Raw genomic sequence first — 15,157 nt, 5'->3', positions numbered from 1 at the left:
GCCGTGAGCGAGGCACTTGTCGCCACCCAGGTCCCCGAGGCGCTCGCCTCGGGGACCTCGGGGGCCCGTCAGTTCTGGCGGCGGCTGCGCACCCGGCGCGCCGCCCTCGTCGCGGCGGCCGTCGTCGCGCTGCTCGTCCTGGTCGCGCTCGCCGCGCCCCTGCTCACCGCGGTCGAGGGCCAGGACCCGACCACCTACCACCCGTCCCTCGTCGACTCCGCGCGTGGGGGCGTGCCCACCGGCTCCTTCGGGGGCATCGGTGCCGAGCACTGGCTGGGCGTGGAGCCGCAGACCGGGCGGGATCTCTTCGCACGTCTGGTGTACGGCGCCCGGGTCTCCCTGGGTGTCGCGCTGGCGGCGACCGTGATCCAGGTCCTCCTGGGGCTCCTCGTCGGTGTGGCGGCCGCGCTCGGCAGTGGATGGGTTGATCAACTGTTGAGCCGGTTCACCGACATCTTCGTCGCTATGCCCCTGATGGTCATGTCACTGGCGCTGCTCGCGATCGTCCCGACGAGTTTCCCGCGGCCCGTCCTGGTCACCCTCGTCATCGGGTTCATCGCCTGGGGCAACATCGCGAAGATCGTGCGCGCCCAGACCCTCACGCTGAAGGGGCTCGACTACGTCGCCGCCGCGCGGCTCAGCGGCTGGGGCACCTGGCGCATCGCCCGCCGTGAGCTCCTGCCCGGGCTGGCCGCACCGGTCATCACGTACGCGTCCATCCTGATCCCGGTCAACATCAGTACCGAGGCTGCCCTGTCGTTCCTAGGCGTCGGCGTGAAGCCGCCGACGCCGTCCTGGGGGCAGATGCTCAGCGCCGCCGACGTCTGGTACCAGGCGGCCCCGCAGTACCTGCTGCTCCCGGCCGGCGCGCTCTTCGTGACCGTCCTCGCGCTATCCGTCCTCGGCGACGGTGTCCGCATCGCCCTCGACCCGCGCGCCGCTTCCCGGCTGAGCATCGGCACGGGGCGCAAGCGGGAGACCAGGGCCGCCGGGTCCGCCGGGTCCCTCACGTCGACCGGGTCCGCCGGGTCCGCCGGGTCCGCCGCGTCCGTCGAGGAGGGGTCCGCATGAGCGGCTTCGGTGGCTTCCTGGTCCGTCGCGCCATCGGCACCGTGGTGACCCTGCTGGCCATCTCGGTGATCGTCTATGTCGTCTTCTACGCCACCCCCGGCAACGTCGCCCAGATCACCTGCGGCCCGCGCTGCTCCCCGGAGCAGGTGCACCAGGTGGCCCAGCAACTACGGCTCGACGACCCCCTGTACGTGCGCTACTGGCACTTCCTGGAGGGCCTGGTCGTCGGCCAGGACTACTCGACCGGCACCTCCGTGGAGCACTGCTCGGCGCCCTGCCTCGGGCTCTCCTACCAGACCGACCAGCAGGTGCTGAACATCATCCTCACCAAGCTCCCGGTCAGCCTCTCGCTCGTCCTCGGCGCAATGGTTCTCTGGCTCGTCCTGGGCGTGGGCACCGGCGTGCTCTCCGCCTGGCGGCGCGGCCGGTTCACCGAACGCGTCCTGACCGCCCTGACACTGGCGGGCTGGGCCACCCCGGTCTTCGTGATCGGCCTCGTGCTGATGATCGTCGTCTGCGGGGAACTGCAACTGCTGCCCTTCCCGCAGTACGTCAACTTCACCGACGACCCCGAGCAGTGGGCATGGAACCTGCTGCTGCCGTGGCTGTCCCTCGCCCTCGTCGAGGCCGCCTCGTTCGCCCGGCTGACCCGGTCGTCGATGCTGGAGACGCTGGCCGAGGACCACATCCGCACCTTCCGTGCGTACGGCGTCGGGGAGCGGGCGATCGTCGGACGGCACGCCCTGCGCGGGGCGTTCGCGCCGGTCATCGCGCTGAACGCCAACAACGTCGGCTCGGCCGTGGGCGGCGCGGTGCTCACCGAGACGCTGTTCGGACTGCCCGGCATCGGCCAGGAACTCGTCCACGCCGTCAACGTGGTCGACCTGCCCGTCGTCGTCGGCATGGTCCTGGTCATCGGCTTCTTCGTGGTCCTCGCCAACGCCGTCGCGGACGTGCTGTACGCGGTGGCCGACCGACGGGTGGTACTGACGTGAGTCTCGTCCGAGTCACTGATCTGACCGTGGAGTTCGGCGACCTGCGGGCCGTCGACGGACTCTCCTTCAGCCTGGAGGCGGGCGCCGCCCTCGCCCTGGTCGGCGAGTCCGGCTCCGGCAAGTCCACCGTCGCCTCGGCCCTGCTCGGGCTGCATCGCGGCACGGGCGCGCGGGTCGGCGGCACGATCGAGGTCGCCGGCACCGACGTACAGGCGGCTTCCGACGAGGAACTGCGGCGCCTGCGCGGCGCGAAGGCGGCGATGGTCTTCCAGGACCCGCTGTCGTCCCTCGACCCGTACTACGCGATCGGCGACCAGGTCGCCGAGGTGTACCGCGTGCACACGCGCGTGTCGCGACGGGCCGCACGCGCGCGTGCGGTGGAGGTTCTGGACCGGGTGGGCATCCCGGACGCCCCGCGCCGGTCCCGGTCCCGCCCGCACGAGTTCAGCGGCGGCATGCGCCAGCGCGCGCTGATCGCCATGGCGCTCGCCTGCGAGCCCGGTCTGCTGATCGCCGACGAGCCCACCACCGCCCTCGACGTGACCGTCCAGGCCCAGATCCTCGACCTGCTGCACGCCCTGCGCGAGGAGACCGGCATGGGCCTGCTGCTCGTCACGCACGACGTGGGCGTCGCCGCCGAGAGCGTCGACCGGGTGCTCGTCATGCGGCACGGGCGCGTCGTCGAGCAGGGACCGGTCGCCGCCGTGCTCGGGGCGCCCGCCCAGGCGTACACCCGCGAACTGCTCTCCGCCGTCCCGCGCGTGGACGCGGTGCGCGCGCCCTCACATGCCTCCGAGGAGGCCGTTCTGGAGGCGTCCGGCCTGCGGCGCGAATTCGGGCGCGGCAAGCGGGCGTTCGCGGCCGTGGACGACGTGTCGCTGACCGTTCGCCGGGGCGAGACGCTCGGCATCGTCGGCGAGAGCGGCAGCGGCAAGACCACGCTCGGCCGGATGCTGGTCGGGCTGCTGGAGCCGACGGTGGGGGAGGTGCGTTACGAGGGGCACGCACGCGTGGGTGTGCGGCCGGCCGTGCAGATGGTGTTCCAGGATCCGGTGTCCTCCCTCAACCCACGGCGCAGCGTCGGCGAGTCGATAGCCGACCCGCTCCGCGCGCGTGGCGAACGGGATCAGGGGCGCATCCGGGGGCGCGTGATCGAACTGCTGGAGCGCGTGGGGCTCGAAGGGGCGCACTACGAGCGCTATCCGCACGAGTTCAGCGGTGGTCAGCGTCAGCGCGTGGGCATCGCGCGGGCGCTCGCGGCCGACCCGCGCGTCATCGTCTGCGACGAGCCGGTCTCCGCGCTGGACGTCACCACCCAGGCCCAGGTCGTCGCCCTGCTCGGTGAACTGCAGCGGGAACTCGGCCTGGCGCTCGTCTTCGTCGCCCACGACCTCGCCGTCGTCCGCCAGGTCAGCGACCGGGTCGCGGTCATGCGCCGCGGCCGGATCGTCGAGACCGGACCCGCCAGCGAGGTCTACGACAACCCCCAGAACCCGTACACCCGGCAACTCCTGGCCGCCGTACCCGCCCTCGACCCCGAAGCCGCGGCCCGACGGCGGGCGGCCCGGCGGGAACTGGCGTCGGCGTGACGTTTCAGCAGCTCCTGGGGACGCGATGATGTGACGTTTCGCTGTCGACTGATCTCCTAGCGCGACCGAACGCGATCCGCACGGAGAAGTTACGACCGTTCACCCCTTTTGGTGGTGCGATGGACAACCGTCCGTCGCGCCACCGCCATGTCCGCATACGTTCGTCCCGCTGCGAGCCACCGAGGCAACGGTGGCTCCCCTTACGGGAGATCGATCGGGGGTGCACACGTGCGCATCGGACTGCTTACAGAGGGTGGCTATCCGTATGTGAGCGGTGACGCCAGACTCTGGTGCGACCGGCTCGTACGCGGGCTCGGGCAGCACGAGTTCGACATCTACGCGCTCAGCCGCAGCAGGCGCCAGGAGGACGAGGGCTGGCTGCCGCTGCCGCCGCACGTCAGCCGGGTACGGACGGCTGCCCTGTGGACCGCAGAGGAGGACGGGGTCGCGTACGGCCGACGCGCGCGCCGGCGCTTCGTCGAGAGCTACGGCGAACTGGCGGGGGTGCTGTGCGCCGGTCCGGGTATCGGCGGCTCCGCCGGTCAGGGCCTGGACGGCGCAGGCGGTGCGGAGGGCTCCGGTGTCGAACCCGGTGATCTGGCGGACCGTTTCGGCAGCGCGCTCTACGGACTCGCCGAACTCGCCCGTGACGAGGGCGGACTGGTAGGCGCACTCCGCTCCGACACCGCCGTGCGCACGCTGGAGCGCGCCTGCCGCGCACCCGGCGCACTCGGCACGGCACGCGAGGCGCGCGTGCCGGACCTGCTCGCCGTCGCCGCGCACCTCGAACGCATCCTGCGCCCCCTCTCGCTCGACTGGTACGACGACGACGGCCTCGGCGCCGCCGACCTCTGCCACGTCACCGCAGGCGGTCCGGCCGCCCTGCCGGGCCTGCTCGCCCGCCACTTCTCCGACGTGCCGCTGCTGGTCACCGAGTACGGCGTGCAGTTGCGCTCGCACTACCTCGCGTCCGGCCCGGACGCGGCCGCCCCGGCCGTGCGCGCCCTGCTCGCCGCCTTCCACGGCCGGCTCGCCGCCGAGGCCTACGGCCGCGCCGCGATCATCACCCCCGGCAACGCGCACGCCCGCCGCTGGCAGGAGCGCTGCGGCGCCGACCGCTCCCGCATCCGCACCGTTCATCCGGGCATGGATGCCTCCCGCTTCGCCGAGGTCGGAGAGGCACCGGACCGGGCCGACCCGGACACACTCGTGTGGGTCGGCCGCACAGAGCCGTCCAAGGACCTGGTGTCGCTGCTGCACGCCTTCGCGGAGGTCCGCAAGGAGGAACCCAAGGCGCGGCTGCGGGTCGTGGGCGCCCCGACGGGACCCGAGGGCGACGCCTACTTGGGCCACTGCAAGGCGCTCGCCGCCCAGCTCTTCCCGGACGAGGCCGAGGGCGTGCACGCCGTCGGGGACAACCCGGTCGCCTTCGAGGAGATCGGCGGCCCGGAGGCACCGACCCTCGCCGACGCCTACGCGTCCGGATCGGTCGTCGTCCTCTCCAGCGTCGTAGAGGGCTTCCCGGTCGGCCTCGTCGAGGCGATGTTCTGCGCCCGCGCGACCGTCTCCACTGATGTCGGTGCCGTGGTGGAGGTCATCGGGGGTACCGGTCTCGTCGTGCCCCCGCGCAACCCGCGGGCGCTCGCGGAGGCGTGCGTGGCGCTGCTGCGCGACCCCGAGCGCCGTGACCGCCTCGGAGCCGCCGCGCGCGCCCGGGCGCTCGAACTGTTCACCGTCGAGCAGAACATCGCGGCATTTCACGGCATTTACCTGGAGATCGTCTCGCACTGCCCGGTGCGCCGCGTCGTCCTCGACGAGGCCGGCGAGCCCCTGCCGTTCGCCGTCCCGGCCGAGGCCCATGTCCCCGGCCGCTGGACCGGCCCCACGGCCCGCGTCGTGAACCGGGGCGGACCCGGCTGGGCCCTGGGCGCCCCGCTGCGGCCGACCCCCGTACGGGCCACCCCGCTCGCGGCCACGGAGGGGGTCCTGTGAACGGCGACCAGGACGGCACGGTGACCGGCGGTCTCGGGGAGCTGGACCGGCCCGGGCGCCCCGGCGGTGCCGACGCCTGGGACGGGCGTTCGGAGGAGTGGCTCCCGGGCGCGGAGGAGGGCGGCTCGCAGGACGCTCTTTCCGGAAGCGGGTCGCCAGGACCCGTTCCGGTGTCAGGCGCGGGCTTCAGGGGCGGCCGGACGGGCGCCAAGGACACCGCGGGCAGCCGTAGATCCAGCCCGCGTCGAGGCGCCGCCGACCCCGTGAAAGCGCTGATGCACCGTCACCGGACGCTCTGCGAGCGGGCCGTCGACCCACTGGAGATCGCGGCCGGCCTCGAAGCGCACGGCGTCACCGACCGGACCGCCGCCCGCTTCCGGCACCGCGACGTCTTCTCACTCGCCGAGGAGCTCTACGCGCGCGTGCCCCGCGACGGCGACCGGCGCCCGCGTCCGGAACCGGCGCCCGCGACCCGCGTGCGCGCCGACTGGGCGCTGCTGACACTCCTGCCGGGCGCCGTCGGCGCGGCGGTCGTGACCGGCGTACGGATCGCGGAGGGCCGCCCGCGCCTCCTGGTGGCGGCCGCCGGGGTGCTCGCCCTCGCCGTGGCCGCAGGCCTGGCCCTGCGCCGCGGCCCCCTGGCCGTGCCCGCCCGCACCCTCGCCCGGCACACCACGACCGGCACGCGCGTGTGGACCTGCTGGCTCCTCGCCTACGCCCTCCTCGGCAACGGCCTCCTGCGGGCCGTCCTGGACGGCGGCCCCGAGGGCCTCCCGACCGGCGCCGCGCACGGCCCCTGGCCGGTGACCACCGCGCCCGTCCTCGCCCTCACCCTGGCCTGCGCCCCGGCGGCCTGGAGTGCCCATCTCTTCACGGCGGGCGCCCGCCGCAGGCTCACCGGCAGCCGGGGTCTGGAGGAGTTCACCGGGGCCGTACAGCCGCTGCTGCTCGGCACGTTCGCCCTCTACCTGGGCGTCCTGGCCGCCCTGCTCGCCCTGTGCGGCGCCGCCCTGGGCGAACCCGCCGGCTACCCGGAAACCTTCACCCTCGGCGCCCTCCTCCTGCTCGCCCGCCTCCTCGCCGTCCACAACGCGCCGCAGGGCCCCGTCCTCGCCCTCGCCGCCGCCACGGAAGCGGCTGCCGTGGGCCTGGTTCTGGCCGGCCGGCTGCCCGGCTGCGCCTTCCTGGCGGCCCCCGTAGACGCGCTGGCCGGCGCGTGGGGCGCGGGCGGCGTCCCGGCGCTCGTCTGCGGCACCGCCGCCCTGGCGCTGCTGTTCCAGGCGACCCGCACCCTCACCCGGGCCTCGGCTCACGCGCCGACGGGAGACCCGCAGTGAGCAGAGCCACCCTTCTCTTCGCCTGCCTCGCCGTGCCGTCCCCGAGGCAGGTGCCCGGCACCCCGCCGGAGGCAACCGCATCACCCCTTGAAGGAGACCACCAGATGACCACCTCCCGACCCGGACCCGGAGCGTCCGGAACCACCGGAGTCGCCGGAGCGCACACCCCGGGAGCCATGCGATGAGGGTTCTGCTGATCGGAGCCAACGGATACCTCGGCCGCTTCGTCGCCGACCGGCTGCTCGCCGACCCGGCCGTCCAGCTCACCGCGCTCGGCCGCGGCGACGACGCCGACGTCCGCTTCGACCTCGCCACCGGCAGCCCCGGCGCGCTCACCCGCTTCCTCGACGCGGTCCATCCGGGCGTCATCGTGAACTGTGCCGGCGCCACCCGCGGCGGTGCCCGGGAACTCACCCGGCACAACACCGTCGCCGTCGCCACCATCTGCGAGGCCCTGCGCCGCAGCGGCTGCGGCGCCCGCCTGGTGCAGGTCGGCTGCAGCTCCGAGTACGGCCCGAGCCAGCCCGGCTCCTCCACGGCCGAGGACGCCGTACCGCGCCCGGGCGGCCCGTACGGCGTCAGCAAGCTCGCCGCCACCGAACTGGTCCTCGGGTCGGGCCTGGACGCGGTCATCCTGCGCGTCTTCTCGCCCGCCGGACCCGGCACCCCGGCCGGCTCCCCGCTCGGCCGCCTCGCCGAGGCCATGCGGCGCGCCATGCAGTCCGGCGACGGCGAACTCAAACTCGGCGGCCTCGGCGCCCAGCGTGACTTCATCGATGTACGCGACGTCGCCCGCGCCGTCCACGCGGCCTCGCTCTCCGCCGCCCAGGGCGTCATCAACATCGGCTCCGGCCGCGCCGTCCGCCTGCGCGACGCCGCCGGAGTCCTCGCCCGGGTCGCCGGATACGGCGGCGCCCTGCACGAACTCGACGGCCCCCCCGGCCCGCTGCGCAGCGCCATCGGCCACCCCCGCCTGGACCCCGACCACGCGGCCCCGGTCGCGTACCCGTACCCGGACGGTTGCGGCAGCTGGCAGCAGGCCGATGTGCGCTGCGCCCGCGACCGGCTCGGCTGGCGACCCCGCATCAACCTCGAAGAGTCCCTCGCGGACATCTGGATGGAGGCGGCATGCCGCATCTGACCAGTAGCAGGGCGGGCGCCGCGACCACCGGCGTCCGCACCGCCTTCGGCATCCCCGGCTATGCCCACCCCCTTCTCGCCCAGGCCGAGTGGGCCGAACTCACCCGCCCGGGCACCCCTCTGCACTGGGTCGTCCTCAACGTGGCGAACGGCCCCGGCAGCCGCCCCGACCCGCACTGCCTGGAGGCGGCCGGCCGGCTCCGCAACGCGGGCATCCGCGTCCTCGGCCACCTGGACACCACCTACGGCGCCCGCCCCCGCGGCGACCTGATCTCCGATGCCCGCCGCTATCACGACTGGTACCGCGTCGACGGCTTCCTGCTGGACCGCTGCCCCAGCGAGCGCACCGCGATCCCCGGGATCCGCCGCGTCGTCGCCGCGCTCCGCCGTATCGGTGACGACCCGCACATCGTCCTCGGCCACGGCACCCACCCCCATCCGGGTTTCGCCGAGAACGCCGACCAGCTGGTGACCTTCGCCGGCCCCTGGAGCGACTACCGCTGGTCCCACGTCGCCGAGTGGACCGCGGACTATCCGCCGGACCGCTTCTGCCACTTCGTGCACGGTGTGCCACACGGCCACCTCGACGAGGCGCTGCGTGTCGCGCGCTGGCAGGGCGCCGCCACGATCTACTTCACCGACCGGACCGATCGCGGCGGCCGCGTCGACCCCTGGGAGACCATGCCCGGCTACTGGGACGACATCGTCTCGCGGATCGGAACAGGTGTCTCGGAATGAAGAAGCCCATGGCAGTGTTAAAGGGAGAACAACTGTAGTGATTGACCGATCAACGGAGTCCCCGTGTCGCTGCCACCCCTGGTCGAGCCAGCTTCTGAGCTCACCGTAGACGAGGTCCGCAGGTACTCCCGCCACCTGATCATCCCGGACGTCGGGATGGACGGGCAGAAGCGGCTGAAGAACGCCAAGGTGCTCTGTGTGGGCGCCGGCGGCCTGGGCTCGCCGGCGCTGATGTACCTCGCCGCGGCCGGTGTCGGCACCCTCGGCATCGTGGAGTTCGACGAGGTCGACGAGTCGAACCTGCAGCGCCAGATCATCCACAGTCAGGCCGACATCGGCCGCTCCAAGGCCGAGTCCGCCCGTGACACCGTCATGGGCATCAACCCGTACGTGAACGTGATCCTCCACGAAGAGCGGCTCGAGGCCGAGAACGTGATGGACATCTTCAGCCAGTACGACCTGATCGTCGACGGCACGGACAACTTCGCCACCCGCTACCTGGTGAACGACGCCTGCGTACTGCTGAACAAGCCGTACGTGTGGGGCTCGATCTACCGCTTCGACGGCCAGGCCTCGGTCTTCTGGTCCGAGTACGGCCCCTGCTACCGCTGCCTCTACCCGGAGCCCCCGCCGCCGGGCATGGTCCCCTCCTGCGCCGAGGGCGGCGTACTGGGTGTGCTGTGCGCGTCCATCGGCTCCATCCAGGTCACCGAGGCCATCAAGGTCCTCACCGGCACCGGCGACGCCCTCGTCGGCCGCCTGATGATCTACGACGCCCTGGAGATGCAGTACCGCCAGGTCAAGGTTCGCAAGGACCCGAACTGCGCGGTCTGCGGCGAGAACCCGACCGTCACCGAGCTCATCGACTACGAGGCCTTCTGCGGCGTCGTCTCCGAGGAGGCCCAGCAGGCGGCCGCCGGCTCGACGATCACTCCCAAGCAGCTCAAGGAGTGGATCGACGACGGTGAGAACATCGAGATCATCGACGTCCGTGAGCCGAACGAGTACGAGATCGTCTCCATCCCGGGCGCCAAGCTGATCCCCAAGAACGAGTTCCTGCTCGGCACCGCCCTGGAGGGCCTGCCCCAGGACAAGAAGATCGTCCTGCACTGCAAGACGGGTGTCCGCAGTGCGGAAGTCCTCGCGGTCCTGAAGTCCGCGGGCTTCGCGGACGCCGTCCACGTCGGCGGCGGCGTGATCGGCTGGGTCAACCAGATCGAGCCGGAGAAGCCGGTCTACTGAGCACAGTCTCCGTGGAGGGCGGGGGCTCCGGGTGCGGCAGGCGCCCGGAGCCCCCGCCTTCGTCATGAGCAGACCTTGCCGTCCTTCGGGACCGTGTCGTTCAGCAGACAGGCGTGCACCGTCGAGTCCACGCAGTCGCTCCCGCTGCCGTACGCGCCGTGGCCCTCGCCCTTCCAGGTCAGCTCGATGCCGACGCCCTTGCCCAGCTCCTCCGCCATACGCCGGGCGCCCTCGTACGGGGTCGCCGGGTCGCCCGTATTGCCGATCAGCAGGACCGGGGCGGAACCCGGGGCGCTCACCTCCGGGGTGTCGTACTCCCCGGCCACCGGCCAGTCGTGGCACCAGCCGGCCGTGTCCCAGCCCAGGTAGTCGCCGAAGACGGGCGGATCCTCTCGGCGTGACCTCACGAACAGACCGAGCCGGCCTTCGGCGCCTTCCCCTCCAGCAAGTAGCCGTTCACGGCCGACTGCACGCACTTGTTCTTGCTGTCGTAGGCCCCATGCCCCTGCCCCTTGTACGTCAGCTCCATCCCGACGCCCTTCCCCAGCGCCTCCACCATCTTCTTCGCGCCCTCGTACGGCGTGGCCGGATCGCCCGTGTTGCCCACGACCAGGATCGGCGCCGACCCGGGCGCGCTGACGTCGGGATGGTCGGCGGCGCCCGGCACCGGCCAGTCCGTGCAGCTGACCATGCCCCACGCGAGGTAGTCGCCGAACAGCGGGGATGCGGCACGGAATTGCGGCAGTCTCCGCTGGACGTAGTCGGCTGTGTACCGCGGCTTCTCGTCGGCGCAGTTGATGGCGATGTTCGCCGCCGTGATGTTGCTGTACTCGCCGTTCGGGCTGCGGCCGTTCATCGAGTCGGACAGCAGCATCAGGATCTTCCCGTCGCCGTCGTACGCCTCTTCGAGCCCCTCGGTGAGGTACTCCCAGAAGTCCTTGGAGTACAGGGACTGCGCGATGCCGCTGGTGGCGGCGGTCTGGGTCAGCTGGCGGGGGAGGATGCCGGGGATCGGCTTCTTGTCGAGGTCCGTGAGGAGCTTGGCGATACGGCCCTTCACGTCCTGCGGGGTGTCGCCGATAGGGCACTCGGTCGTCTTGGACGTGCAGTCCTCGGCGAAGTTGTCCAGCGCGAGTTGGAAACCCTTGGCCTGCGCCAGCGAGCTCTGCTCGGGGTTCTGGGTGGGGTCGACGACGGCGTCGAAGACGGCCCGGCCCACGTTCTTCGGGAACAGGTGGGCGTAGACGCCGCCGAGTTCGGTGCCGTAGGAGATGCCGAAGTAGTGCAGCCGTTCGTCGCCGAGGACCTGCCGCATGAGGTCCATGTCGCGGGCTGCGTCGATGGTGCGTACATGCGGCAGGATCGTCTTGGAGTTCTTCTCGCAGGCGGCGTTGAACTGCTTGGTGCGGTTGATCAGCTGGGTGCGCTCGGCCCTGGTTTCGGGCGTCCCGTCCTGCTGGAAGTAGTTGTCGAGCTGGGCGTCGCTCTCGCACTCGACGGGGTCGCTGCGGCCGACTCCGCGCGGGTCGAAGCTGACGAGGTCGTAGCGGGCCCGCAGGGCCGTGTAGTCCGCGCCGAAAGCGGGGAGCGTGGTGACGCCGCTGCCGCCGGGCCCGCCGAAGTTGAAGATGAGGGAGCCGATCCGTTTGCTGGCGTCGCCGCTGGCCGTGGCACGGATCAGCGCGAGACCGATGGTGTCGCCCTTCGGCTGTGACCAGTCCAGGGGTGCCTTCATGGTGGCGCACTGCCAGGCGCCGCCACCGGGCGGCGGCGAGGGGGTGCCGCCATCGCCCTCGGCCTCGTCGGGGGCCGGGCAGTTCGTCCAGTCCAGTTTCTGTGCCGTCAGATCCCCGTGCTCGGAGCCGTTGCCGCACCCGGTCAGCAGGGAGGACAGCACCAGGGCGGCGGTCAGGGCGGGGACACGGATCCGGAAGGGGTTCGGCATGCTTCCATCCTGGGGTCGCGCGCGGCCACGCGCGCGGGGCACGAGCCGTACGAGGTACGAGCCGTACGAGGTACGACCCGGTACGGCCCGTGGCACCTCGCCCACGAGGCGTGCCGCGTCCCGTACGAGCGACAACGCGTTCCCCTACGAGCCGAAGCGCATCCCTATGAGCCGGAGCGCACCCGCTTGGAGCCATCTCCTACGGGTCGGAGCGCGTTCCCGAGCCGGTGCGCCTCGCGCCCACGGCATCGGCGCCGTGCCTAGAGCGCTCCCTTGCGGGACAGGTGGTTGAAGGCCAGCCACCCGGGCAGGACCGGCAGCCACAGGGTCAGCAGCCGGTACAACAGGACGGCTGGGGCCGCGACCTCCTTGGGAAGGCCGACTGCGATCAGGCCGACGGTCAGGGTCGCCTCGACCGCGCCGACACCGCCCGGGGTCGGCGCCGCGGAGCCGAGCGCGTTTCCGGCGAGGAAGACGACCGCGACGCTGGCGATGCTCAGCGAGGTCGACTCGTCGCCGAACGCGCGGATGGAGGCGTCCAGGCACATCACGAAGCAGGCGGTGAGCAGCAGCATGCCGCCGATGCCGGTGACGAGTTTCTGCGGCCGCTGGAGCACATCCAGCATGCGCGGCACGACACCCGCGAAGAGCGACCGCACGCGAGTGGCGACGAATTTCCGCAGGAACGGCACCGAGGTCACCACGAGGACCAGTACGGCGACGGTCAGCAGGCCCGCGATGACGGTACGGGACGGCGACAGCGACGGGGTCTTCTCGGTCCCGGTCAGATAGCCGAAGGACAGCAGCATCAGGATGTGGCAGCCGAGCCCGAACAGTTGCGAGGCACCGACGCTCGCCACCGCGAGCCCGGGGCGCACACCCGCGCGCTGCAGGAAGCGCGTGTTGAGGGCGACACCGCCGACCGCCGCGGGCGCCACGATCTTCACGAACGACCCGGCGACCTGCGCCGCCACGGTCCGCAGGAACGGCACCCGCTCGGGCACGAACCCGAGCAGCGCCATCGCGGCGGCGACATAGCTGAGCGCCGAGAACAGCACCGCGGCGATCACCCAGCCCCACTGGGCGTTCGCGATCAGGGGGCCGAACTCGATGTGGGTGAGCTGGGTCAGCAGGTAGTAGGCGCCGATCGCGCCGGCGATGAGGCTGATCAGCGTGCGCGGCCGCACCCGCTCCAGGCGGGCCGGCTCGACGGGGGCCTGCGGCCTGATCTTCAGCACCTGGTGCCGGATCTGGGTGAGCAGGTCCTCCTCGCGGGCCTCCTCCAGTGCCTCGTCCAGGGCCCGCTTCTCGGCCCGCTGCTCGGCGCGCACCGTCTTCTTGTCGGGCTTCTCGGCTTCCTCCGCGCGGGCCTGCTTGGCCTGCCGGGACGCCCCCAGGACCGCGTCGCGCTCGCGCTGGGCGCGTTCTCTGGCCAGCCTTCGCAGCGTCGCGCGCGTGGAGCGCGTGAGTGCGATCGGCTGGAGCATCGGCAGACAGTCGGCGACGGCGTCGGGCCCGAGGACGCCGACCGCCGAGGCCACCGCCCGCTCGGCGCCCACCCGCAGACCGAGCGTGGTGACCAGTTGGGCGATGTCCATGCGCAGCAGCAGTTCACCGGCCGCGATCTCGCCGCCGCGCAGGTCCGTGAGGATCACCTTGCCGGAACGATCCACCAGGATGGCGTCACCCGCCAGCCTGCGGTGCGCGATCCTGCGCGACTGCAACGCCTGCGCCTGTTGCCAGGTGTTGCGCAGCAGTTCGTCGGTGATGTCCTCGTCGGCCAGTGAGTCGAGCGTGCGGCCGCCGGTGTGCTCGTAGACGAGCATCACGGCGTCCGGGCCCAGCTCGGAGGTGGCGATCAGCTTGGGCGCGTTGGCGCCGGCCGCGATCGCCGCGTAGGCCAGCAGCGCCTCCTGCTCCAGGGCCTGGCGCAGCGACTGGAGGCTGGAGCGGGTGGCGAAGCCGCGCAGGGTCAGGTTGCGCCACGCGCGGTAGAAGAAGCCCTGGGCCTGCTGTTCCCGGTCGACGACCGTGACATCCAGCGGCGGGCCGTCCTCCAGGGTGACGAAGTAGCGCCGGCCCCGGTCGCCGTTCTCGGAGTCCAGGGCCTCCTCGCGGGCCGCGCCGACCGGGTGGAAGCCGACGTGCCGCAGACCCGCCAGCAGGGTCCGACCGGTGGGGCGGACGTTGGGGGAGCCGACCGCGTAGAGCGTGCCGTAGGCGACGGTCCAGCCGATCAGCACGGTGAGGATGATCGAGAAGGGTGTCGTGTAGCCGGTGACGAGCATGGAGAACGCGTCGAGCAGCAGCACGATCCACAGGACCGCGCGCCATCTCGGCCGCCGGGACATGCCGACGGCCGTCATATAGGCGATGACGGGAGCGAGATAGCCGTGCACCGGGTCGGTGAGGGCGTGGATGTCACCGGGGGAGGGCTGGGTGAGCGCCTCCTGGATGGAGCCCGGGGCGGCACGCGCGACCCACAGGTCGGTGGCGAGGGTCACGCCGTGGGCGAGGACGGCCGCCAGCACGCCGTCGGCGATGCGCAGTCCGTCCCGTTTGATCAGCCGCTCGATCGCGAAGGCGACGGGCACCAGCAGGATCGCGATGCTGGACGCCAGTCCGGCGATCCTGATCAGCAGGTCGGGGGCCTGTCCGGTGCCCTTGTTGATGTCCTGTTCGAGCCCGGAGGTGGTGCCGTGCGCGAACGCGGCGATGCCGAGCAGCACGGCGATGGCGAGCACGCCGACCAGGAGGCGCATGAGGTCGGAGGGGCGGTGCACGCGCGCGGGGAGCAGCGGTTCGTCGCCTTCCACCTCGTCCGTGTGTGTTTCGTCCGGCACGTGTTCCGCCTTGGGGGCGTCGGGGTCGGCGGCGGGGGCCGGGTGCCCGGCGTCCGGCTCCACGACGTCCGCGTGTGCGGACTCCGGTCCTGCGGCCTCGGGTCGGTCGGGCTCCGGTCGTGTGGACTCCGGACGGGAGGACTCCGGTCGTGCGGTGCCGGATTCCGCCGCGTTCGGGCGTGCGGCGGCGCCAGAGGTGCCCGCCGCTCCGTCGGGGTGCACGCCCTGCTGCTCGGTCGTCTCTTCTTGATCTCGTATCACCAGT

At 72.3% G+C, this 15,157-nt stretch carries 10 protein-coding genes and 1 pseudogene; 8 read left to right on the top strand and 3 right to left on the bottom strand.

What is annotated here, in order from left to right:
• Positions 1-3: 3 nt before the first annotated feature.
• The 8 genes from ABZ396_RS01545 (at position 4) to moeZ (ending at position 10,104) form a co-directional block, all read left to right on the top strand.
• Positions 4-1,071, top strand: a complete 1,068-nt coding sequence (locus ABZ396_RS01545; RefSeq protein WP_358926230.1) for an ABC transporter permease — start codon at positions 4-6, stop codon at positions 1,069-1,071.
• The gene (locus ABZ396_RS01540; protein WP_358926232.1) at positions 1,068-2,066 is read left to right on the top strand and encodes an ABC transporter permease; all 999 of its coding nucleotides are present in this window, start codon (positions 1,068-1,070) and stop codon (positions 2,064-2,066) included. The genes ABZ396_RS01545 and ABZ396_RS01540 overlap by 4 nt, the downstream gene beginning before the upstream one ends.
• On the top strand, positions 2,063-3,655 hold the full coding sequence (locus ABZ396_RS01535; RefSeq protein WP_358926234.1) for an ABC transporter ATP-binding protein: 1,593 nt from the start codon (positions 2,063-2,065) through the stop codon (positions 3,653-3,655). Before ABZ396_RS01540 ends, ABZ396_RS01535 begins: the two co-directional genes overlap by 4 nt.
• Before the next feature lie 228 nt (positions 3,656-3,883).
• A complete protein-coding gene (locus tag ABZ396_RS01530) occupies positions 3,884-5,647 on the top strand; it encodes a DUF3492 domain-containing protein (RefSeq protein WP_358926236.1) in 1,764 nt (587 codons plus the stop codon).
• Positions 5,644-6,984, top strand: coding sequence for a hypothetical protein (locus ABZ396_RS01525; RefSeq protein ID WP_359183550.1), 1,341 nt, complete (start codon positions 5,644-5,646; stop codon positions 6,982-6,984). Before ABZ396_RS01530 ends, ABZ396_RS01525 begins: the two co-directional genes overlap by 4 nt.
• Positions 6,985-7,165: 181 nt before the next feature.
• Positions 7,166-8,125, top strand: coding sequence for an NAD-dependent epimerase/dehydratase (locus ABZ396_RS01520; RefSeq protein WP_358919281.1), 960 nt, complete (start codon positions 7,166-7,168; stop codon positions 8,123-8,125).
• On the top strand, positions 8,113-8,862 hold the full coding sequence (locus tag ABZ396_RS01515; RefSeq protein WP_358919279.1) for a spherulation-specific family 4 protein: 750 nt from the start codon (positions 8,113-8,115) through the stop codon (positions 8,860-8,862). The genes ABZ396_RS01520 and ABZ396_RS01515 overlap by 13 nt, the downstream gene beginning before the upstream one ends.
• Before the next feature lie 63 nt (positions 8,863-8,925).
• Positions 8,926-10,104 (top strand): adenylyltransferase/sulfurtransferase MoeZ, encoded by a 1,179-nt coding sequence (moeZ, locus tag ABZ396_RS01510; RefSeq protein WP_358919277.1) that lies wholly within the window; start codon positions 8,926-8,928, stop codon positions 10,102-10,104.
• Between the two features lie 62 nt (positions 10,105-10,166).
• On the opposite strand, the pseudogene ABZ396_RS01505 reads toward moeZ, so the two are convergent.
• From ABZ396_RS01505 to ABZ396_RS01495, 3 genes and pseudogenes are all read right to left on the bottom strand, one after another.
• Positions 10,167-10,487, bottom strand: a pseudogene (locus ABZ396_RS01505) (alpha/beta hydrolase); the annotation flags it as partial.
• A 20-nt stretch (positions 10,488-10,507) separates the two neighbouring features.
• Entirely contained in the window at positions 10,508-12,049 is a 1,542-nt protein-coding gene (locus tag ABZ396_RS01500) for an alpha/beta hydrolase (RefSeq protein WP_358919275.1), read from the bottom strand.
• Between the two features lie 260 nt (positions 12,050-12,309).
• The gene (locus ABZ396_RS01495; RefSeq protein WP_358919273.1) at positions 12,310-15,153 is read right to left on the bottom strand and encodes a lysylphosphatidylglycerol synthase domain-containing protein; all 2,844 of its coding nucleotides are present in this window, start codon (positions 15,151-15,153) and stop codon (positions 12,310-12,312) included.
• Positions 15,154-15,157: the final 4 nt, after the last annotated feature.

Source organism: Streptomyces sp. NPDC005866 (assembly GCF_040629895.1).
Taxonomy (GTDB): domain Bacteria; phylum Actinomycetota; class Actinomycetes; order Streptomycetales; family Streptomycetaceae; genus Streptomyces.
The sequence above is the reverse complement of the archived record's forward strand: the minus strand, read 5'-3'. Positions and strand labels throughout refer to the sequence as shown.